This is a genomic window from Aquitalea magnusonii, assembly GCF_003202035.1.
Lineage (GTDB): Bacteria > Pseudomonadota > Gammaproteobacteria > Burkholderiales > Chromobacteriaceae > Aquitalea > Aquitalea magnusonii.
In genome coordinates this window covers 17,624-37,814 of sequence record NZ_QJKC01000012.1, presented here as the reverse complement: position 1 = coordinate 37,814, position 20,191 = coordinate 17,624, and the positions used below count along the sequence as shown (strand labels likewise).

The following is a 20,191-nucleotide window of genomic DNA, read 5'->3' as shown; positions in this document are numbered from 1 at the left end:
AAAGCTGGCAGCAGTGTCAGTAGCCATGCCATGTCGGCATGGCTTTTTCATTTTTCACTAGCGCACGCTGTCTTTTTTGAAGAAAAAACCATTTGAATCAGCTGGATAGGGCGTTTTCAGCAGGGTAAGACCAGGCAGCCTGATCACTGTGTTGCCGCTGTTGTTGGCAAAATATAGAAAAACATTTCTAAGTGCAGTGCAGCATGAAATTTTATTTGCAATATTGATGCGGCTCACTTATCTTAGCTGCACGACAACACGATATGCGCTTCGCATTGCACTGCAACATGAGCGGTCGGCGGCATGTCGGGATCGAACCCACACCATAAGGACAGGAGACGCATCAATGAAACGCATCACCAAGCTTGCTGGTTCCGCAGTGTTCTTTTCCCTCACCATGCTGGCCATGCCGGCATCCGCTGCCAAACTGGGCGTGACCATGTCCGCCTTTGACGACAACTTCCTCACCGTGCTGCGCAACAACATGAAAACCTATGCCGGCAGTCAGAAGGGTGTGGACATCCAGTTTGAAGATGCGCAAAACGATGTCGGCCGCCAGCTCAGCCAGGTACAAAACTTCATTGCCCAGAAAGTGGACGCCATCATCGTCAACGTGGTGGATACCGATGCCACACCGAAAATCACCAAACTGGCGCAAAGCGCCGGCATTCCGCTGGTGTACGTAAACCGCATGCCGGCCGACAAGACCCTGCCTGCCAAGGTGGCCTTTGTCGGCTCCAACGAGGCCGAATCGGGCACCGTGCAGATGAAAGAGGTGTGCCGCCTGATGAAGGGCAAGGGCAATATCGTGGTGATGATGGGCGACCTGGCCAACCAGGCCGCGCGTCAGCGTACCAAGGATGTGGAAGAGGTGATTGCCAAGGCGCCGTGTAACGGTATCAAGATTGTGGAAAAGCAGACCGCCAAATGGTCGCGCACCGATGGCCGCGACCTGATGATGAACTGGCTGAGCGCCGGCCTGCAGTTTGACGCCGTGGTGTCCAATAACGACGAAATGGCACTGGGTGCCATTCAGGCACTCAAGTCTGCCAAGCGTCTGGACAAAACCATCGTGGCTGGCGTGGATGCCACCCAGGATGCGCTGACTGCCATGAAGAACGGCGAGCTGAAAGTCACCGTGTTCCAGAATGCCGCCGGTCAGGGCAAGGGCGCGGTGGACACTGCGCTCAAGCTGTCGCGTGGCGAGAAGCTGCCGTCCATGATCTGGGTACCGTTCGAACTGGTCACCCCGGCCAACCTGAAGAACTACCAGTCGCGCAACTAAAGCTGAAGCGGGCGGCCGCAGCAGTGCGCCGCCCGGTACTCAAGGAGGAGAGCAAGCCATGTTGAGCCTGGCCCCGGAAAAACCGCAGGCAGCCGCACTGTCCCACCCGCCCGTGGAGCGCGAAACGCTGCTGATTGAAGTGGAAGGCGTACGCAAGGCTTTCCCCGGTGTGGTGGCGCTGGATGATGTGTCCTTCCGCCTGCGCGCCGGAACCGTGCATGCGCTGATGGGCGAAAACGGTGCTGGCAAGTCCACGCTGATGAAAATCCTGGCCGGGGTGTATATCCCGGACAAGGGCGTGTACCGCCTGCACGGCCGTGAAATTGCGCTGACTTCGCCGCTGGATGCCCTGGAAAACGGCATCGCCATGATTCATCAGGAACTGAACCTGATGCCCTTCATGAGCATTGCCGAAAACATCTGGATCCGCCGCGAGCCGCTGAACCGCTTCGGCCTGATCGACCACGCCAGGATGTACCAGATGACCCGCGAGCTGTTTGCCCAGCTGTCCATCGATCTGGACCCCGAAGCCAAGGTGGCCAGCCTGAGCATTTCCAGCCGCCAGATGGTGGAGATCGCCCGCGCGGTGTCGTACAACTCCGACGTGCTGATCATGGACGAACCCACGTCTGCACTGACCGAGCACGAAGTCGCCCATTTGTTCCGCATCGTGCGCATGCTGCGCGAGCAGGGCAAGGGCATCATCTACATCACCCACAAGATGAACGAGCTGTTCGAGATTGCCGACGAGGTGTCGGTATTCCGCGATGGCCATTTCATCGGCTGCAAGCGGGTGGAACAGCTGACTCATGATGAAGTGATACGCATGATGGTGGGGCGCGAAATCACCGAGATGTTCCCCAAGACCATCGTGCCGATTGGCGAGGTGGCGCTGGAAGTGGAAAACCTCACCCTGGATGGCGTGTTCCGTGATGTGACATTTAGTGTCCGCCAGGGGGAAATCCTCGGCGTGGCGGGGCTGATCGGCTCCGGCCGCAGCAATGTGGCGGAAACCCTGTTTGGCGTCAGCCCGGCCAGTAGCGGCCAGATCCGTATCAATGGCCAGGCAGTAACGGTGGACTCCCCGCGCACTGCCATGCAGCACGGCATGGCCTTTCTGACTGAAGACCGCAAGGACACCGGCTGTTTTCTCAACCTGAGCATTCAGGAAAACATGCAGATATCGGTGCTGGGTGGTGACAACCTCAAGGCCGGTTTTGTCCGTCAGCAGGCGCTGGACAGCATGTGCGCAGCCATGTCCGGCACGCTGCGGGTGAAAACGCCGAATCTGGACGAGCGCATCGAAAACCTGTCCGGTGGCAACCAGCAAAAAGTGCTGATTGGCCGCTGGCTGCTGACCAAGCCGAAAATACTGATTCTGGACGAACCCACCCGCGGCATCGATGTGGGCGCCAAGGCCGAAATCCACAAGCTGATCTGCAAACTGGCAGGACAGGGTGTGGCGGTCATCATGATTTCGTCCGAGTTGCCCGAAGTCCTGGGAATGAGCGACCGCATCATGGTGATGCACGAGGGCAGGGTGACCGGCATTGTCGACCGGGCCGACGCCACCCAGGTCAGCATCATGACACTGGCTGCCGGCTGACACTGCCGCAAGCCAGGGAAAGCACAATAACAGCAGGAGAAGACGAGATGGCAATCAGCAATACGCAGCCGCTGGACAAGGCAGCAAAATCCGGCGCATTTGGTTTCAAGCTTCCCGCCGAAGCGCGCATCTTCATGGTGCTGCTGGGCGTGGCCCTGATATTCGAACTGTTGGGCTGGATTTTCGTCGGCCAAAGCTTCATCGCCAACAAGGAAAGACTGATCGTGATGGTGCTGCAGGTATCGGTGATCGGCATCATCGCGGTGGGCGTCACCCAGATCATCATCATGGGTGGTATCGACCTCTCATCCGGCTCGGTGGTGGCACTCACCGCCATGGTGTCGGCCAGCCTGGCACAAACCTCGGACTTCGCCCGCGCGGTGTTCCCTTCGCTCACCGACCTGCCGGTGATTGCACCACTGGTGGCCGGTTTGCTGGTGGGGCTGGTGTGCGGGCTGATCAACGGCGCGGTGATTGCCCGCACAGCCATTCCGCCCTTCATCGCCACACTGGGCATGATGGTTACCGCACGCGGCCTGGCCAAGTGGTACACCAAGGGTGAGCCCATCAGCATGCTGTCCGACAACTACGCGGCCATCGGTGCCGGCATCAACCCCATCATCATCTTCCTGCTGACGGCGCTGGTGTTCCACATCGTGCTCAGCTACACCCGTTACGGTAAATACACTTATGCCATTGGTGCCAACCGTGCCGCTGCGCGCGTGGCCGGCATCAATGTCAACCGCCACCTGATTCTGGTGTACACCGTGGCAGGTTTGCTGTCCGGCCTGGCCGGGGTGGTCACCTCGGCAAGGGCGGTGTCCGGTCAGGCTGGCATGGGCATGATGTACGAGCTGGATGCCATTGCTGCCGCGGTGATTGGCGGCACCTCGCTCAATGGCGGCCTGGGCAAGATTACCGGCACCGTGATTGGCGCGCTGATTCTGGGCACCATGACCTCCGGCTTCACCTTCCTGCGTATCGACGCCTATTACCAGGAAATCGTCAAAGGCATCATCATTGTGGTGGCCGTGGTGGCGGACCAGTACCGCCAGCGCAATCGCCGCAGCTGATCGCCCGGCATCGCACAGCGGGTGTGGCAGCAGTTAAACTGCCGCAGGAGTCACACCCGGCTGTCTGAATGCGGCATGGCAATGCGGCAGGAATCTCTCAGCAGGGTGTTGATCGGGAAGGTGCGCCTTCCCGTTTTTTCATTGTTGCGGAAACGTGTTGTGCGCCCGAATCCAGTTGTGAGAGTAGATCAAGCTGTACGCCCCGGTCTGGCAGAAGCCACGCTGGTGCTGGTGACCCTGATTGCCGGTTTTGGCTGGCTGTGTTCCAAGGAAGTCTTGCGCGGCATGCCGCCCTTGTTGTTTCTGGGAGTGCGCTTTGGCAGTGCCGGTGTGGTGCTGGCCTTGCTGGCGCGCTGGCGTTCCCAGCCATTGCCTTGGCGTTTGCCTGCCAGCAGTTGGTGGAGTGCGCTGATGCTGGCCTTGGCCATGGTGCTGTGGATGTTGGCCTTGCAGCAAAGCAACAACCTGGGCGTGGGTGCCTTCATTGGCAGCCTGGGGGTGGTGCTGGCACCAGTGCTGGCGCGGCTGATGTTTGGCACCGTGCTGCTGGCGCAAACCTTGTGGGCCATGCCGCTGGCTGCGCTGGGTGTGGCAGCCATGGCCTTGCATGGTGGCTGGCAGCTGGGTGCGGCCGACAGCCTGTTTCTGGCTTCGGCCGTGGCGATGTCGGTATTTCTCAATCTGAACGGCAGGGCAGGGGCGAAGGCTCCGGCATTGAGCCTGACCGCCTTGCAGCTGCTGCTGGCCGGAGTGGCCGGTTTGGTCGGCAGTGTACTGGTGGAGCACTGGCCATCCCGGCTGAGCGGTGAGCTGATGGCCTGGCTGCTGGTAAGCATCCTGCTGGCCACCTGTGGCCGCTTCTTCCTGCAAGGCTGGGCGCAGGCGCGGGTGCCAATGCAGCGTTCGGCCTTCATCCTGCTGCTGGAGCCGGTGTGGACTGCCTTGCTGGCCTGGTGGTGGTTTGGCAGCAGCATGAGCGCCAGTCAGCTGACCGGCGCGGGCCTGATCATGTCGTCCTTGCTGGTCAGTCGTCGTAAGCCCCGGCGTCGCGGGTCTCTTCAATCACCAGTTCCAGCCGGTAAGACAGGGCAATGAACAAGGCCTGACACAGGCTGATGGTGCTGGTGAGCGAGCGGAAGGAAAACGCGGTGCCCTCTTTTACCGTCAGCACCGCATCGGCATTGCGTGCCAGCGGGCTTAACTGGCTGTCAGTAATCACCAGCTGCTTTGCCTTGTTTTGTCCGGCCACACGTGCGCAGTAACGGGTTTCCTTGCCATAAGGCTGGAAGCTGATGGCGATCATCAGGTCGTTTTCGCGGATGCTGCGGATCTGGTCGTGGTACATGCCGCCCAGGCCGGATACCAGATGCACCCGCTTGGCCGTGTGCTGCAGGGCATAGCTGATATAGCTGGCAATCGGAAACATGCGCCGCACCGCCACCACATAGATATTGTCTGCCTTCACCAGCAATTCCACCGCCTTGTCGATGGCCGCCGGGTCCAGCGCTTGCGACAACTCGTCCAGCCCTTGCTGGCAGGCAGCAATGAAGTTCTGCGTCACCTGGGTGTTGCTCAGCGGCGTGTCCTGCGTGGCAATCACGCTGCGGATGCGCTTCTGGTAATTGTTGACATTGCCACCTGCCGGGGCAAAGGCATCGCGGAACACCGTCTGCATGTCGGAAAAGCCGCTGAAGCCAAAGCGCTGGGCAAAACGCACGATGGCGGAAGGTTGCACCTCGCAGGCCTGGGCAATGTCGGTAATGCGCTCCAGCACCAGCGTCTGGCGGTGTTCTTCTACGTATTTGGCAATGACTTTCAGCTGCTTGCTCAGGTCTTCGTATTCCTCGGCAATGCGTTGCATCAGCTGATCGGCGCTTATTTCCTTGGTCATGGCAGGAATGTTCGGCAATGTGGATGGCGTCATTTTAGAGTGAAACCGGCGCACTACAAAAACATTTTTCGGAAAATAATTTCTATTAGAAAATAAATACGAAAAAAAAGTTGCATTCATCAGGCCGCCGTTTTATGCTGGACTTCACCGATATGGCTGACGGCGCACTTCCCCGGGCGGGTGGAGGCGGGCCTCAGCGGCGGACAGTCACTCAACGAGACAAAGAATGCACACCATGCAAAACACCACCCATTTTGCTGCCGACCGACCGCTGGACCTGATCTGCCTGGGCAGACTGGCCATCGACTTGTATGCCCGCCAACTGGGAGCCCGGCTGGAAGACGCCAGCAGCTTTGCCCGCTATCTGGGCGGCTCCTCTGCCAACATCGCTTTCGGTACTGCCCGCCTCGGCCTGAAGTCCGCCATGCTGTCACGCGTGGGCGACGAACACATGGGCCGCTACCTGCTGGACACCCTGACAGCGGAAGGCTGTGATGTCAGCCAGGTGAAGGTGGACCCGGAGCGGCTCACCGCGCTGGTGCTGTTGGGCATCAAGGACCGCGATACCTTCCCCCTGCTGTTTTACCGCGAAAACTGCGCCGACATGGCGCTGGAAGAAGCGGATATCAATGAAGACTTCATTGCCTCCAGCAAGGCGCTGCTGATTACCGGCACCCACTTTTCCACTGCCAAGGTAAATGCCGCCAGCCGCAAGGCGCTGGTGCTGGCACGAAAGCATGATGTGCGCACCGTGCTGGATATCGACTACCGCCCGGTGCTGTGGGGCATTACCGGCAGGGGTAATGGCGAGGAGCGCTATATCGCCAGCGACGGGGTGACTGCCCATTTGCAATCGGTGCTGCCGCTGTTCGACCTGATTGTCGGCACCGAAGAAGAAATCAATATCGCCGGGGGCTCGGACGATGTGCTCACCAGCCTGGCCACCGTGCGCCAGCTGGCACCGCAGGCCACCCTGGTGGTGAAGCGTGGCCCGCTGGGCTGCGCGGTGATTCCGGGTGCCATCCCGGCGCGCATCGAGGATGCCTTCTCGGTCAAGGGCGCGCAGGTGGAAGTGATGAATGTACTGGGCGCGGGCGATGCCTTTCTGTCCGGTTTCCTGTCCGGCTGGCTGCATGGCCGTGACTACGGCTGGTGCTGCACCCGCGCCAATGCCTGCGGTGCGCTGGTGGTGTCGCGTCATGGCTGCTCGCCGGCCATGCCTACTCCGGCCGAACTGGATTATTTCCTCGGTCTGGAACAGACACCGCTGCGACCGGGTGACGATGCCACGCTCAGCCGCCTGCACCGGGTCAGCGTCCAGCGCAAGCAGTGGGACGACCTGTGCGTGTTTGCCTTCGATCACCGCAACCAGTTTTTCGAGCTGGCGCGGCAAAGCGGGGCGGACGAGGCGCGCATTTCCGTGCTCAAGCGCCTGTTGGTGGAGGCGGTGGCGCAAACCGAAAGCGCGCTGCAGCTGCAAGGCCATATCGGCATTCTGGTGGACGACCGCTATGGCGAGGACGCCATGTATGCCGCCACCGGTCGCGGCTGGTGGATAGGCCGTCCGGTGGAACTGCCCGGTTCCAACCCGCTGGAATTCGACCGTGGCCGCACCGCCACTGCCCGGCTGGAAAGCTGGCCGCAGGAACACATCATCAAATGTCTGGTGCAGTACCACCCGGACGACACGCTGGAAAACCGGCTGGAGCAGGAAGCCCAGGTGCGCGCTATCTACGAAGCCGCTCAACTGAGCGGACATGAACTGCTGCTGGAAGTGATTCCGTCGAAAAAGCTGCCGCAACAACCGGATACCGTGCTGCGCGCACTCAAGCGCTTCTACAACCTGGGCATCTATCCGGAGTGGTGGAAGCTGGAATCCATGTCGGTCGCGCAATGGCAGGCTGTGGATGCACTGCTGGCCGAGCGTGACCCCTATTGCCGTGGCGTGGTGCTGCTGGGCCTGCATGCTTCGCTGGATGTGCTGCGTCAGGGCTTTGCCGACGCGGCAGCCAGCCGCAGCTGCCGTGGTTTCATGGTGGGACGCACGCTGTTCCACGAACCGTCACAACGCTGGCTGGCCGGCGAACTGGACGACGCCGGGCTGATTGCAGCCGCCCGTGGCAATTTTGAAACCCTGATCGACATCTGGCGCAGCCGTCGCCAGCCCCGCTGAGCACCCGGGAGAACAATAATGAGCAAGCCATTCAAGGTAAAAATCGGCATCAACCCCATTTCCTGGTGCAATGACGACCTGCCCTCGCTGGGCGGCGAAGTCACGCTGGACACCATTTTGCGCGAAGGTGCGCGCATCGGTTATCAGGGCTTCGAGCTGGGCAACAAGTTTCCGCGCGACCCGCAAGCGCTGGCGGCGGTATTGCAGCCCTATGGCGTGGAGTGTGTTTCCGGCTGGCATTCCGGCTATCTGGCGGAAAGCAGCGTGGAAGAGGAAATCCGCCGCGTGGAGCCGCATCTGCAACTGCTGGTGCAAAACGGCTGCAAGGTGATGGTGTACGGCGAGGTGGCCAGTGCCATTCAGGGCCAGCCCCAGCCCTTGTACAAGCGCCCGCGTTTCACCAGTCAACAGCAATGGCTGGCCTATGGCGCGCGGCTGAACGAATTTGCCCGCCATCTGCAATCCCGCGGCATCACCCTGGCCTACCACCACCATATGGGGGCCTATGTCGAAACCGCGCAGGACATCGACCAGCTGATGGCGGTCACCGGCCCGGAAGTCGGCCTGCTGTTTGATACCGGCCATATCACCTTTGCCGGTAGCGATGCGCTGGCGGTGCTGAACAAACATATTGCCCGCGTGGTGCATGTGCACTGCAAGGATGTGCGCCCGCAAGTGGTGAAGCAGGCCTGGAACGGTAACTGGAGCTTTTTGCAGGCGGTGATCAATGGTGCGTTTACCGTGCCGGGCGATGGCTGCATCGACTTTGCCGCCATTTTGCATGCTCTGGCGGTTCACGGTTATCAGGGCTGGCTGGTGGTGGAGGCCGAGCAGGACCCGGTCGTCGCGCCCAGCTATGAATACGCCGACAAGGGCTACCGTACCCTGTCGTCGCTGGTGGCGGCCATCAATCAGCAGGAAAGGAATGTGGCATGAGCTTGTTGGTCAAGGCAGGCAAGGGGCGCGAAATTGCCGACATCACCCCGCAAAGTGCCGGTTGGCAGCATGTGGGTTTCCGCGCGGTGCGGCTGGACGAGGGCGAACAGGAAAGCTGGCAGGATGCCGGGCGCGAATGCTGTCTGGTCGTGTTGACTGGCAAGGTGGCGGTGCAAGCGGGCGCGCAGTACTGGGACAGCCTGGGCGAGCGCAGCAGCGTGTTCGACGACCAAGCCCCGTGGGCGGTGTATGTCCCGGCCGGCGAGCCGCTTACCATCACCGCACTGACCCCGGCCGAAGTGGCCTTGTGCTCGGCGCCCGGCCAGCCCGGCCGCGAGGTACGGCTGATTGCACCTGCCAGCATGCAGCGCAGCGTGCGCGGCAAGGGGGCCAACACCCGCTATGTGACTGACATTTTGCCGCAGACCGAGCCTGCGGATAGCTTGCTGGTGGTGGAAGTCATCACCCCGTCCGGCCATTCTTCCAGCTACCCGCCGCACAAGCACGATTTGGACAATCTGCCAGCGGAAAGCGCACTGGAAGAAACCTATTACCACCGCATCGATCCGCCGCAGGGCTTTGCCTTTCAGCGGGTCTACACCGACGACCGCAGCCTGGACGAATCCCACGCCGTGGAAAACCACGACGTGATGATGGTGCCGCGCGGCTACCACCCGGTGTGCCTGCCCTATGGCTACCAGTCCTATTACCTGAACGTGATGGCCGGGCCCAAGCGCCAGTGGTCCTTCCACAACGACCCGCAGCACGAATGGCTGTTGCAACTGCCTGACTAAGGCCATGGCGCCGGGCTGTCCTGGTCCGGCGCTGGTCGTCACATTCCCGCTCATTATCCATTTGATGCCCACCGCTCAAGGGCAGGCCCCCGGCTTGCCCGCAGCAAGGAGAAACCATGTTGCAGATTCCGCATTTCATCAATGGCCAGCGTACTGCTGGTGTGGCACAACGTTACAGTGCCGTGTTCAACCCGGCATTGGGCCGTCCGCAGGCCGAAGTGGCCCTGGCCGAGCCGCAGGATGTAGCCGCCGCCGTGGCAGCCGCTCACGCAGCGTTTCCGGCCTGGGCGGCACTGTCCCCGCTCAAGCGCTCGCGCATCTTGTTCCGCTTCAAGAGCATTCTGGAAGAACGCCAGCGCGAACTGGCGGCGGTGATTTCCAGCGAACATGGCAAGGTGGAGTCCGACGCCCAGGGCGAGGTACAGCGCGGGCTGGAAGTGGTGGAATTTGCCTGCGGCATTCCGCAGTTGCTCAAGGGCGAATACACCGAACAGGTGGCTACTGGCGTGGATGCCTGGACCATGCGCCAGCCACTGGGTGTGGTGGCCGGCATTACACCGTTCAACTTCCCGGCCATGGTGCCGATGTGGATGTTCCCGGTGGCGCTGGCCTGCGGTAATACTTTCATCCTCAAACCCTCCGAGCGCGACCCGTCCGCTCCCTTGTTGATTGCCGAGTGGCTGAAAGAGGCTGGCTTGCCGGATGGCGTGTTCAATGTGCTGCAAGGCGACAAGCTGGCGGTGGACGGCCTGCTCACCCATCCGGATGTGGCTGCAGTCAGCTTTGTCGGCTCCACGCCGATTGCCCGCTATATCTATGAAACCGGTGCCGCGCATGGCAAGCGGGTGCAGGCGCTGGGCGGTGCCAAGAACCACATGGTGGTGCTGCCGGATGCCGACCTGGACATGACCATCGAAGCGCTGATGGGCGCGGCCTATGGTTCGGCTGGCGAGCGCTGCATGGCCATCTCCGTGGCAGTGGCCGTGGGCGATGTGGCTGACACACTGGTGGCGCGGCTGGCCGAGCGTACCCGTCAGCTGCGCATCAATGCCGGTACCGACCCGCAAGCCGAAATGGGCCCGCTGGTCACGCGCCAGCATCTGGACAAGGTGACTGGCTATATCGCACAGGGTGTGGCGGAAGGGGCCACATTGGTGGTGGATGGCCGTGGCCTGGTGGTGCCAGGCTGCGAGGAAGGCTTCTTCATCGGCGGCACGCTGTTCGATCACGTCACCCCGGAGATGACCATCTATCAGGAAGAAATCTTCGGCCCGGTGCTGGCCGTGGTGCGGGTGGACAGTCTGGACGCGGCAGTCCGGCTGATCAACCAGCATGCCTATGGCAATGGTACGGCCATCTTTACCCGCAACGGCGGTGCAGCGCGCGAATTTGCCCATCGCATCCAGGTGGGCATGGTGGGCATCAATGTGCCGATTCCGGTACCCATGGCCTTCCACAGCTTTGGCGGCTGGAAAGCGTCCTTGTTTGGCGACCATCACATGCACGGCCCGGAAGGCGTGCGCTTTTACACCCGCATGAAGGCCATTACCAGCCGCTGGCCGGCCGGGCAGGTGCAAAGCGCAGAATTCGCCATGCCGACGCTGGGCTAGGCCGGGTCAGCGTACTACCCCTCATTCACAGTGGGACTTCCCGGGCAGCTCAGGCTGCCTGTTTTTTTACTCTGCATCATGCAACAGGCCCGCCCTCATTCACTTAGGGCGGGCCTGGCATGCCGGTAAGCGTTTTCTTGTCAACGGCCCTTACTGCGCGGCGGGCGCCAGCAGCGGGGTATAGCCCAGATTACGCAGCTTGGCCATGGCTTCGTCAGCCTCGGCGCGCGTCTTGAACGGGCCGAGCTGGACGCGGGTTTCCGTGTGCGCTTCTATGCCCTTGGCCTTGAGTTCCTTCACCAGCTTTTCCGCGTTGCCCATGCTGGAAAACAGCCCCAGCTGCAGCTTGTAACCCAGCGAACTGCCTTCCGGTTTGGCTTTGACCACGGCGGGTGCAGGCGGCGGAGCACTCACGCTGTTGTCGCTGTCGGGAACACTGCGTACTGGCTGTGGGGCAGGAGCGGCCTTGGTGGGAGCACTGTGGGTGGTGACCGCAGCCACGGGTGCTGTGGCCGGGGGCGGGGCCGCAGGGGCTGTGGCTGCCGCAGCAGGTTTGCCAGCTGGTTTGGCGGCGGCATGGACAGCCGGTGGGCTGACCGGTTTGCTGCTGGCAACCGCCGGGGTCTTGCTGATATCCGGGGTTTGCGGCGGTGTTGCCGTTGGTGCCGCGGGCGAGGGCGAACTGCCGGCATCGGTTTGCGGGGCGCTGGCCTCTTCGGCCGGCGCACTGCTCTGCGCGACGGGCTCTGCTGCTTGCTCCAGTGCCGGGGCCGAGCTGGGGTTGACGATCTTGCCGGAGCTGCCCGCTGGTGTGGTGGCGGTCATTTCCACCTTGGGTTTTTTCATGCTGTCCAGCACGGGGATGGCCGCCAGCGCCACGGCAACCAGGCCGCCGGCAATCGCCAGCCGCTTTTTCAGCTTGCTGTTGAGATCTTTTTCATCCGGAGCCGAGCCGGGGTCTTGCCCTTGATTTTGTTCTGTCATGGCCTTGAATTTTTATGCAGCAGAGGCTTGAAAAGGCTGGTAAAATATCGGGTTCCTCAGAATTGCGTAACCCGAGTGGCTGAGCTACAGCCTAGTTTAGCCACTTGTTCTGTTATTTGGGAGTATTTGGGAGATTTTTATGGCAATTGAACGTACCCTGTCCATCGTTAAGCCGGATGCCGTAGCCAAGAATGTTATCGGCAAGATCTACGACCGTTTCGAATCCGCCGGTCTGAAAATTGTTGCAGCCAAGCTGAAGCAACTGTCCCGCGCCGAAGCCGAAGGCTTCTACGCCGTGCACAAAGAACGTCCTTTCTTCAAGGACCTGGTTGATTTCATGGTTTCCGGCCCGGTGATGATCCAGGCTCTGGAAGGTGAAAACGCCATCGCCAAGAATCGCGAACTGATGGGCGCCACCGATCCGAAAAAGGCTGACGCCGGCACCATCCGCGCCGATTTCGCCGAATCGATCGACGCCAATGCCGTACACGGCTCCGACAGCGCTGAAAACGCTGCCATCGAAGTGGCTTACTTCTTTGCTGCTTCCGAGATCTACTCCCGTTAATCTCGCTTTGTTGTAATGGATGTATCTGGCGGCAGCCCGGTGGCTGCCGCTGTTTTACCGAGGACTGCATGAAAACCAACCTGCTCGACTTCAATCTGGACCAGCTGACCGAACACTTTGCCGCCATGGGAGAGAAAGCCTTCCGTGCCAAGCAGGTGATGCGCTGGATGCACCAGATGGGCGAAGACGATTTCGACGCGATGACCGACCTGGCCAAAAGCCTGCGTGCCAAGCTGCACCAGCATGCCGAGGTGCGCGTACCGTCGCTGATGACCGGGCAGGCGTCCAGTGATGGTACCCGCAAGTGGCTGCTCGACGTCGGCACCGGCAACGGTGTGGAAACCGTGTTCATTCCGGAAGACGACCGCGGCACCTTGTGCGTGTCATCCCAGGTGGGTTGTGCGCTGGAGTGTACCTTCTGCTCCACCGGCCGCCAGGGTTTCAATCGCAACCTCAGCACCGCCGAAATCATCGGCCAGCTGTGGTGGGCCAACAAGGCCATGGGGATTACCCCGAAAAACGAACGCGTGGTGTCCAATGTGGTGATGATGGGCATGGGCGAGCCGCTGGCCAACTTCGACAATGTGGTCAGCGCGCTGCAAATCATGCTGGATGACCACGGCTACGGCCTCAGCCGCCGCCGCGTCACGCTGTCCACCTCCGGCCTGGTGCCGCAAATGGACCGCCTGCGCGAAGCCTGTCCGGTGGCGCTGGCTGTCAGCCTGCACGCCCCCAACGATGCCATTCGCGATGAAATCGTTCCCATCAACAAGAAGTACCCGTTGAAAGAACTGATGGCCGCCTGCCAGCGCTACCTGGAAAAGGCCCCGCGCGATTTCATCACCTTTGAATATGTCATGCTCGATGGCATCAACGACCGTCCCGAACACGCCCGGCAGCTGCTGGAGCTGGTGCGTGACGTGCCGTGCAAATTCAATCTGATCCCGTTCAATCCCTTCCCCAATTCCGGCTATGATCGCTCCAGCAATAATGCGATCCGGATTTTCCGGGAAATGTTGCAGGAGCAGGGTTACGTGGTTACCGTAAGAAAAACCCGCGGTGACGACATCGACGCAGCCTGTGGTCAGTTGGCCGGACAGGTGATGGACAAGACCAGGCGTCAGGTCAAATGGATGCAGATAGCCCAGGAGCGCGAAGAATGAACAAGTGGCGAGTGTGGATGGCGGTGTGCCTGTTGGCGTATTCCCTTGTCGCATTCGCCGCGCCGGCCAACCGCAAACTGGCAGAAATCCGCAGCCAGCTGGCCGTTGAATATGCGGGACTGGGCAATCTGCCGATAGCGCTGGAGTCCGCCAATGAAGCAGTGCTGGCCGACGACAGCTTTGTCGGTGCCTATCTGACCCGTGCCTATGTATACAATCTGATGCATCTGGATAGCGATGCAGAGAAGAACTTTCTCAAGGCGCTACAGGTCGATCCTTCCAGTCCAGAGGCAAACAATAACTATGGCCAGTTTCTGTGCGAACATGAACGCCCGCGGGTGGCCATGAATTACTTCGCCAAGGCCATCGCCAATCCACTGTACCAGACACCCCAAACGGCCTATCTCAATATGGGCCGTTGCAGTGTCAAGCTGGGCGAAACCACCCAGGCCAACGATTACCTGCTGACCGCCTTGCAGATGGCTCCCGATTATCCGCCCGCATTGCGCGAATTGGCTGCCTTGCATCTGGAGCTGGGCAATGCCAAGCTGGCGTCCTTTTATTTTGGACGCCTGCAACAGACCGCAGGCAATGCGCCACTGGGAGCCGATGTGCTGTGGCTGGGCGTACAGATTGCCAGGAAAGGGGGAGACCGGGTGCATGAGGCGGAATATTCCAACGCGCTGAAAAACCGCTACCCGGACTCCAAGGAAACACAACTGTTGTTGAGCGGAAGCTGAAGATGGAACAGGAAGCGCATGGCCAGTCGGCCAGACTGGGTGTCGGCGCAGCGCTGAAAGCAGCGCGCGAACAGGCCGGCATGAGTCTGGGTGAAGTGGCCGAACGGCTGAAACTGTCTGTCCGGCAACTGGATGCCATCGAAAAAGATGACTTCCAGCAATTGCCGGGTGCAACGTTTGTCCGTGGTTTTGTCAGAAACTATGCCCGTTTTCTCAAGGTGGATGCCGAGCCCTTGATGGCGCAGCTGGAAGAGCATTTCCCTTCTGCCGTCAATGACGTGGTCAATCTGGTCAAGCAGGAGCAGGCCGGCCAGCCCGCCAGCATGGCGGAAACCCTGGCCCGGGTGCCGCCCCCGGCAGCTGCTGCCGGCAAAACCGGCAAATGGTTGCTGCTGTTGGTCGTGGCGGCGGCGGTGGCTGGTGGCGCCTTATGGCTGGCTGGCCGGCAGGGCAGTGCTGCGCCGGCGCCGGCCCAGGCATTGCAACCCATGCTGACGCAGCAGGCCGCTTCCGCGCCTGCCGCATCCGCACCGCTAGCGGCTACGGCCTCGGCTGCGGTGGTGGCAGAACCGGCCACCCCAGCGGCTGCGGCGGCCAGTCAGGCTGCCGCTCAGCCGACCGCGGTGGCCGCTGCGGCAGTGACTGCCAGTGCAGCCAGCCCGGCCGGCAGTGCCGGCAAGGCAGCAGCCAGTGCGGCGGTGGCCGACGCTGCCAGCGGGCACATCCAGCTGAATGCACAGCAGGCGGCATGGATTTCAGTCATCGATGCCACCGGCAAGAAACTGCAGTACGGCACACTGGAAGCTGGCAGCAGCAAGGAATTGACCGGCACGCCGCCATTCCAGCTGAAAATCGGCAATGCGGCCCAGGTACAGCTCAGCTTTAACGGACAGCCCGTCGCCCTGACGGACAAGATTCGTGGCACTACCGCCAAAATTGAACTCAAGTAGATGCGGATTTTTGCATGAATAGCGTGAATATCGCGCGACGTCCCACCCGCCAGGTCAGGGTGGGACATGTCATGGTGGGGTCGGATGCGCCGGTTGTGGTGCAGTCCATGACCAATACCGACACGGCAGATGCCATCGCCACAGTTGAACAGGTTTACCAGTTGTCCCAGGCCGGCTCCGAGCTGGTACGCATAACCGTGAACTCGCCGGAAGCGGCGGCGCGGGTGGCGGAAATCCGCCAGCGGCTGGATGACATGGGTTGCAATGTGCCACTGGTGGGTGATTTCCACTTCAATGGCGAGCGTCTGCTGAAAGACTATCCGGACTGTGCCCGCGCACTGGCCAAGTACCGTATCAATCCGGGCAATGTCGGCAAAGGTGCCAAGGGCGACGACAAGTTTGCCTTCATGATCCGCACCGCCGCCGAACTGGACAAGCCGGTACGCATCGGCGTCAACTGGGGCAGCCTGGACCAGGCGCTGCTGGCGCGCATGCTGGATGCCAACAACAGCAAGCCGCAACCGCTGCCGCTGGAACTGGTGATGCGCGAGGCGCTGATCGTGTCAGCCCTGGAATCGGCCGACAAGGCGATGGAACTGGGCCTGCCGGCTGACAACATCCTGTTGTCGTGCAAGGTCAGCAATGTGCAGGACCTGATCACCGTTTACCGCGATCTGGGCAGCCGCTGCGACTTCCCGCTGCATCTGGGCCTGACCGAAGCCGGCATGGGGAGCAAGGGCATTGTGGCATCTTCTGCCGCCCTGGCCATCCTGCTGCAAGAGGGCATAGGCGACACCATTCGCATCTCGCTGACCCCGCAACCGGGCGAAGCGCGTACCCGCGAAGTCGTCGTGGCGCAAGAACTGCTGCAAACCATGGGTTTGCGCAGCTTTACCCCGCTGGTGACTGCCTGTCCCGGCTGCGGCCGCACCACCAGCACCTTCTTCCAGGAACTGGCCGACCAGATCCAGAGCTATCTGCGCGAGCAAATGCCGATCTGGCGCTTGCAATACCCTGGCGTGGAAGACATGAAAGTGGCGGTGATGGGCTGCGTGGTCAATGGCCCGGGCGAAAGCAAGCTGGCCGATATCGGCATCTCGCTGCCTGGCACCGGCGAAGTGCCGGTGGCACCGGTATATGTCGACGGTCAGAAAGGCGTGACACTCAAAGGCGACAATATCGCCAGCGAATTCAAGGCGCTGGTCGACGATTATGTGCAGACCCGCTACGGCGAAGGTGGCAGCAAACGTCGCGAAAGCAGCAACCGCATCATTCCGATCCAGCCACAACGCTGAGCGGACCGGCTGGCTCCGCTGACAAGATCAATCGAATAGCAAGAAGAACTGAACAAATGGCGCAAAAATTGCAGGCAATCAAGGGCATGAATGATGTGCTGCCCGCCGAATCCTACCAATGGGAATATTTTGAAGGTGTGCTGCGCAAGCTGCTGGCCGACTATGGCTATCAGAACATCCGCACGCCCATCGTGGAAACCACCCCGCTGTTTGTGCGCGCCATCGGCGAAGTGACCGATGTGGTCGAAAAGGAAATGTATACCTTCATCGACAGCCTCAACGGCGACAGCCTGACCCTGCGCCCGGAAGGCACGGCCGGCACCCTGCGTGCGGTGGTCGAACACACCCTGCTGTACAACACCACGCAAAAGCTGTGGTACATGGGCCCGATGTTCCGCCACGAAAAACCGCAGAAAGGCCGCTACCGCCAGTTCCACCAGATGGGCATCGAGGCGCTGGGCTTTGCCGGCCCGGATATCGACGCCGAAATCATCGCCATGACCGCCGACCTGTGGCAGCGCCTGGGCCTGAGCCAGTATGTGCGCCTGGAAATCAACTCGCTGGGCAATGCCGAAGAACGTGCGCAACATCGCCAGGCACTGATTGCCTATCTGGAAGGCTTTGTCGACATCCTGGACGAAGACGGCAAGCGCCGGCTGTACACCAACCCGCTGCGCGTGCTGGATACCAAGAACCCGGCCTTGCAGGACATGGCCGACAAGGCCCCGCGCCTGTCCGATTACCTGGGCGAAGCCTCACGCGCTCACTACGAAGGCTGGAAGAGCATGATCGCCAGTCTGGGCATCGAGTTCGTGGAAAATCCGCGGCTGGTGCGTGGCCTGGATTATTACAATCAATCGGTATTCGAGTGGGTCACCACCGAGCTGGGCGCCCAGGGCACGGTGTGTGCCGGCGGTCGCTATGACGGCCTGATCGAACAGCTGGGCGGCAAGCCGGCACCTGGCATCGGTTTTGGCATGGGCCTGGAGCGGGTCCTGCTGCTGCTGCAGGACAAGGGCCTGCTGCCCGCTGCCCGCAGCGTCGATGTCTACATCGTGCAGCAGGGCGCCGGTGCGGCCATGTATGCCATGAAGCTGGCACAGCAACTGCGCACGGCCGGCCTGTCGGTCATCCAGCATCTGGGTGAGGGCAGCTTCAAGTCGCAAATGAAAAAGGCCGATGGCAGCGGTGCGGAATTTGCCGTCATCATCGGTGAAAACGAAATGGCTGCCGGTCAGGCCGTCGTCAAACCGATGCGTGCCGATGCCGCACAGCAGACGGTGGCGCTCGACCAGGTAGCTTCGACCATTGCCGCTATCAAGGCTTGATATAAGGGGGGTGCGCCATGGCGTACGACTTGCAGGAACAGGAACAGATCGACTCCATGAAGGCCTTCTGGCAACAGTGGGGCAAGCTCATCAGCGGCGCGGTAGTGGCCATCAGCGTGGCTTATCTGGGTTACAAGGCTTTCGGCTATTACCAGAACGCACAGGCCAGCAAGGCCGCCGTGGTGTTTGCGGATGTCGAGCAGGCTGCGCAGAGCCAGGACCTGGCCAAGGTGAAAGGCGCAGCCGGCTTGCTGCAGTCGGATTATGCTGGTACGGCCTATGCGGCAGATGCCGCCTTGCTGGCTGCCAAGGTGGCGTTCGAAAAGAATGATCTGGCCACTGCCCAGGCCCAGCTGTCCTGGGTGGTGCAAAACGTGAAGGACGAATCCATGGTGGCCGTGGCGCATTTGCGTCTGGCCACCATCGAGCTCGACCAAAAGCGTTATGATGCAGCGATTGCCGAACTGGGCCAGGCGCATCCAAGTGCATTTGATGCGCTGTTCCTCGATCAAAAGGGTGACGTGCATGCAGCCAAGGGCGACAAGGCCGCGGCGCGTGATGCTTATAAGGCCGCCCTGGCCAAACTGGTAGGCGAATCGCCCAACCGCCAGTTCATACAGACCAAACTCGACGCACTGGGAGGTTAATTGATGCGCCGCCAACTGCTGGTTACTGCTGTTCTTTCCTCGTTCATGCTGGCCGGCTGCGCCAGCTGGTTTGAAAGTTCTTCCGCTGCAAAACCCACACCGCTGGCGGCCATCAAGCCCATCCAGGCCTTGAATGTGAAATGGACGCTGTCGCAAGCAGCCTCCGACAGCGGCTTTATCCCGGTATACGCCAATGGCAATGTCGTGGCGGCCGACCCTTCCGGCCATGTGCGCACGGTGGATGCACTGAGCGGCCGGGTCAGCGCTGATGTCGCGCTCAAGCGCCAGCTGTCATCCGGCGTGGCCGTGGCTGGTGACACCGTTGTGCTGGGAACCCAGGAAGGCACGCTGCTGGCGGTGGATCGCAGCAGCGGCAAGACGCTGTGGGAACAATCGCTCACCAGCGTGCTGCTGGAAGCACCGCAAATCGCCGGTGGCATGGTGGTGGTACGCAGCAATGATGGTCGCCTGACCGGTTTCAGCCTGGCGGACGGCAAGCAGCAATGGTCGATTGCCCATGCCCAGCCGCAACTGCTGGTGCGCAACACCGGCTCCATGCAAGCCGTGGGTAACGAAGCCGTCATGGTCGGCCTGCCTGGCGGCAAGCTGGACATCATCAGCCCGGCCAACGGCAATACGCTGTGGGAAGGCGTGGTGGCCAACCCGCGCGGTGCAACCGAGCTGGAACGCATCACCGACATCACCAGCCGTCCGGTCTATGACGGCGGGCAGGTCTGCAGCGTCGCCTATCAGGGGCGTGTCGCCTGCTTCGATGCCAAGAGCGGCAGCCTGATGTGGGCACGCGAACAGTCCTCCAGCCGCGGAGTGGCGCTGGATGGCAGCAAATTGTATGTGACTGCGGAAGACGGCTCGGTCTGGGCCTATGACCGCAGTACCGGTCGCAGCCTGTGGAAGACCGATGCCCTGAAATTCCGCAATGTATCCGGCCCCGCCATGCTCGGACGTTTTGTCCTGGTGATCGATGGTGAAGGCTATGGCCACCTGCTGTCCAATGAAAGCGGCAGCCTGGTGGGCCGTGTGAAACTTGGCAGCGAAGGCGCAACCGCCCAGCCCATCTCCCTGGGCGCATCTGCCCTGGTACAGGGGAATAATGGTCGCCTGTCGCTGCTGTCTATTGAGTAAAAGCTGTA

The 20,191-nt window shown here is 61.0% G+C and carries 19 protein-coding genes; 16 read left to right on the top strand and 3 right to left on the bottom strand.

Features of this window, described 5'->3' with window-relative positions; genetic code table 11:
- Positions 1 to 57: 57 nt before the first annotated feature.
- Positions 58 to 237 carry a hypothetical protein gene (locus DFR38_RS21045; RefSeq protein WP_146215980.1) on the bottom strand — a complete coding sequence of 60 codons (180 nt, stop codon included), beginning with the start codon at positions 235 to 237 and terminating at the stop codon, positions 58 to 60.
- Between the two features lie 109 nt (positions 238 to 346).
- Between DFR38_RS21045 and DFR38_RS13490 the strand changes: the two genes are divergently transcribed.
- From DFR38_RS13490 to DFR38_RS13475, 4 genes are all read left to right on the top strand, one after another.
- Entirely contained in the window at positions 347 to 1,285 is a 939-nt protein-coding gene (locus DFR38_RS13490) for a sugar ABC transporter substrate-binding protein (RefSeq protein ID WP_059285638.1), read from the top strand.
- Positions 1,286 to 1,343: 58 nt separating this feature from the next.
- Positions 1,344 to 2,891 carry a sugar ABC transporter ATP-binding protein gene (locus DFR38_RS13485; protein ID WP_082693380.1) on the top strand — a complete coding sequence of 516 codons (1,548 nt, stop codon included), beginning with the start codon at positions 1,344 to 1,346 and terminating at the stop codon, positions 2,889 to 2,891.
- A 47-nt stretch (positions 2,892 to 2,938) separates the two neighbouring features.
- Positions 2,939 to 3,964, top strand: a complete 1,026-nt coding sequence (locus tag DFR38_RS13480) for an ABC transporter permease (protein WP_059285637.1) — start codon at positions 2,939 to 2,941, stop codon at positions 3,962 to 3,964.
- 177 nt (positions 3,965 to 4,141) lie between these two features.
- A complete protein-coding gene (locus DFR38_RS13475; RefSeq protein ID WP_158527740.1) occupies positions 4,142 to 5,059 on the top strand; it encodes a DMT family transporter in 918 nt (305 codons plus the stop codon).
- Here DFR38_RS13475 and DFR38_RS13470 read toward each other — a convergent pair.
- A complete protein-coding gene (locus DFR38_RS13470; RefSeq protein WP_045846020.1) occupies positions 4,989 to 5,855 on the bottom strand; it encodes a MurR/RpiR family transcriptional regulator in 867 nt (288 codons plus the stop codon). The two genes, DFR38_RS13475 and DFR38_RS13470, sit on opposite strands and share 71 nt — an antisense overlap.
- Before the next feature lie 235 nt (positions 5,856 to 6,090).
- On the opposite strand from DFR38_RS13470, the gene DFR38_RS13465 reads away from it, so the two are divergent.
- From DFR38_RS13465 to DFR38_RS13450, 4 genes are all read left to right on the top strand, one after another.
- On the top strand, positions 6,091 to 8,028 hold the full coding sequence (locus DFR38_RS13465; protein ID WP_059285635.1) for a bifunctional 5-dehydro-2-deoxygluconokinase/5-dehydro-2-deoxyphosphogluconate aldolase: 1,938 nt from the start codon (positions 6,091 to 6,093) through the stop codon (positions 8,026 to 8,028).
- Between the two features lie 18 nt (positions 8,029 to 8,046).
- Positions 8,047 to 8,964 carry a myo-inosose-2 dehydratase gene (gene iolE / locus DFR38_RS13460; protein WP_059285634.1) on the top strand — a complete coding sequence of 306 codons (918 nt, stop codon included), beginning with the start codon at positions 8,047 to 8,049 and terminating at the stop codon, positions 8,962 to 8,964.
- Positions 8,961 to 9,758: a 5-deoxy-glucuronate isomerase gene (gene iolB, locus DFR38_RS13455; protein ID WP_059285633.1), complete on the top strand. Its 798-nt coding sequence runs from the start codon at positions 8,961 to 8,963 to the stop codon at positions 9,756 to 9,758. Before iolE ends, iolB begins: the two co-directional genes overlap by 4 nt.
- A gap of 116 nt (positions 9,759 to 9,874) precedes the next feature.
- On the top strand, positions 9,875 to 11,368 hold the full coding sequence (locus DFR38_RS13450; RefSeq protein ID WP_059285632.1) for a CoA-acylating methylmalonate-semialdehyde dehydrogenase: 1,494 nt from the start codon (positions 9,875 to 9,877) through the stop codon (positions 11,366 to 11,368).
- A 150-nt stretch (positions 11,369 to 11,518) separates the two neighbouring features.
- Here the strand turns inward: DFR38_RS13450 and DFR38_RS13445 are convergent, their stop codons facing one another.
- A complete protein-coding gene (locus tag DFR38_RS13445) occupies positions 11,519 to 12,352 on the bottom strand; it encodes an SPOR domain-containing protein (RefSeq protein WP_110313532.1) in 834 nt (277 codons plus the stop codon).
- A gap of 139 nt (positions 12,353 to 12,491) precedes the next feature.
- Here DFR38_RS13445 and ndk point away from each other — a divergent pair, with 139 nt between their 5' ends.
- The 8 genes from ndk to bamB all read left to right on the top strand — a co-directional run bounded on the left by ndk (position 12,492) and on the right by bamB (position 20,183).
- The gene (ndk, locus tag DFR38_RS13440; RefSeq protein WP_059287534.1) at positions 12,492 to 12,917 is read left to right on the top strand and encodes a nucleoside-diphosphate kinase; all 426 of its coding nucleotides are present in this window, start codon (positions 12,492 to 12,494) and stop codon (positions 12,915 to 12,917) included.
- Positions 12,918 to 12,985: 68 nt separating this feature from the next.
- Positions 12,986 to 14,080 (top strand): dual-specificity RNA methyltransferase RlmN, encoded by a 1,095-nt coding sequence (gene rlmN, locus DFR38_RS13435; protein WP_059287535.1) that lies wholly within the window; start codon positions 12,986 to 12,988, stop codon positions 14,078 to 14,080.
- Positions 14,077 to 14,820, top strand: coding sequence for a type IV pilus biogenesis/stability protein PilW (gene pilW / locus DFR38_RS13430; protein WP_239688866.1), 744 nt, complete (start codon positions 14,077 to 14,079; stop codon positions 14,818 to 14,820). Before rlmN ends, pilW begins: the two co-directional genes overlap by 4 nt.
- Positions 14,821 to 14,822: 2 nt before the next feature.
- On the top strand, positions 14,823 to 15,770 hold the full coding sequence (locus tag DFR38_RS13425; protein ID WP_110313531.1) for a RodZ domain-containing protein: 948 nt from the start codon (positions 14,823 to 14,825) through the stop codon (positions 15,768 to 15,770).
- Positions 15,771 to 15,784: 14 nt separating this feature from the next.
- The gene (gene ispG / locus DFR38_RS13420) at positions 15,785 to 17,065 is read left to right on the top strand and encodes a flavodoxin-dependent (E)-4-hydroxy-3-methylbut-2-enyl-diphosphate synthase (protein WP_059287275.1); all 1,281 of its coding nucleotides are present in this window, start codon (positions 15,785 to 15,787) and stop codon (positions 17,063 to 17,065) included.
- 56 nt (positions 17,066 to 17,121) lie between these two features.
- Positions 17,122 to 18,393 carry a histidine--tRNA ligase gene (gene hisS, locus DFR38_RS13415; protein ID WP_059287276.1) on the top strand — a complete coding sequence of 424 codons (1,272 nt, stop codon included), beginning with the start codon at positions 17,122 to 17,124 and terminating at the stop codon, positions 18,391 to 18,393.
- Positions 18,394 to 18,410: 17 nt separating this feature from the next.
- On the top strand, positions 18,411 to 19,040 hold the full coding sequence (locus DFR38_RS13410; RefSeq protein WP_110313530.1) for a YfgM family protein: 630 nt from the start codon (positions 18,411 to 18,413) through the stop codon (positions 19,038 to 19,040).
- A 3-nt stretch (positions 19,041 to 19,043) separates the two neighbouring features.
- Positions 19,044 to 20,183, top strand: coding sequence for an outer membrane protein assembly factor BamB (gene bamB / locus DFR38_RS13405; RefSeq protein WP_059287278.1), 1,140 nt, complete (start codon positions 19,044 to 19,046; stop codon positions 20,181 to 20,183).
- The last annotated feature ends 8 nt before the right edge of the window (positions 20,184 to 20,191 follow it).

Excerpts from the sequence above, each read along its gene's own strand:
- ndk (WP_059287534.1), top strand. The coding sequence starts at position 12,492 with ATGGCAATTGAACGTACCCTGTCCATCGTTAAGCCGGATGCCGTAGCC.
- DFR38_RS13425 (WP_110313531.1), top strand. The coding sequence starts at position 14,823 with ATGGAACAGGAAGCGCATGGCCAGTCGGCCAGACTGGGTGTCGGCGCA.
- DFR38_RS13445 (WP_110313532.1), bottom strand. The coding sequence starts at position 12,352 with ATGACAGAACAAAATCAAGGGCAAGACCCCGGCTCGGCTCCGGATGAA.
- iolB (WP_059285633.1), top strand. The coding sequence starts at position 8,961 with ATGAGCTTGTTGGTCAAGGCAGGCAAGGGGCGCGAAATTGCCGACATC.
- pilW (WP_239688866.1), top strand. The coding sequence starts at position 14,077 with ATGAACAAGTGGCGAGTGTGGATGGCGGTGTGCCTGTTGGCGTATTCC.
- bamB (WP_059287278.1), top strand. The coding sequence starts at position 19,044 with ATGCGCCGCCAACTGCTGGTTACTGCTGTTCTTTCCTCGTTCATGCTG.
- iolE (WP_059285634.1), top strand. The coding sequence starts at position 8,047 with ATGAGCAAGCCATTCAAGGTAAAAATCGGCATCAACCCCATTTCCTGG.
- DFR38_RS13465 (WP_059285635.1), top strand. The coding sequence starts at position 6,091 with ATGCAAAACACCACCCATTTTGCTGCCGACCGACCGCTGGACCTGATC.
- ispG (WP_059287275.1), top strand. The coding sequence starts at position 15,785 with ATGAATAGCGTGAATATCGCGCGACGTCCCACCCGCCAGGTCAGGGTG.
- hisS (WP_059287276.1), top strand. The coding sequence starts at position 17,122 with ATGGCGCAAAAATTGCAGGCAATCAAGGGCATGAATGATGTGCTGCCC.
- DFR38_RS13485 (WP_082693380.1), top strand. The coding sequence starts at position 1,344 with ATGTTGAGCCTGGCCCCGGAAAAACCGCAGGCAGCCGCACTGTCCCAC.
- DFR38_RS13480 (WP_059285637.1), top strand. The coding sequence starts at position 2,939 with ATGGCAATCAGCAATACGCAGCCGCTGGACAAGGCAGCAAAATCCGGC.
- rlmN (WP_059287535.1), top strand. The coding sequence starts at position 12,986 with ATGAAAACCAACCTGCTCGACTTCAATCTGGACCAGCTGACCGAACAC.
- DFR38_RS13410 (WP_110313530.1), top strand. The coding sequence starts at position 18,411 with ATGGCGTACGACTTGCAGGAACAGGAACAGATCGACTCCATGAAGGCC.
- DFR38_RS13450 (WP_059285632.1), top strand. The coding sequence starts at position 9,875 with ATGTTGCAGATTCCGCATTTCATCAATGGCCAGCGTACTGCTGGTGTG.
- DFR38_RS13470 (WP_045846020.1), bottom strand. The coding sequence starts at position 5,855 with ATGACCAAGGAAATAAGCGCCGATCAGCTGATGCAACGCATTGCCGAG.
- DFR38_RS13490 (WP_059285638.1), top strand. The coding sequence starts at position 347 with ATGAAACGCATCACCAAGCTTGCTGGTTCCGCAGTGTTCTTTTCCCTC.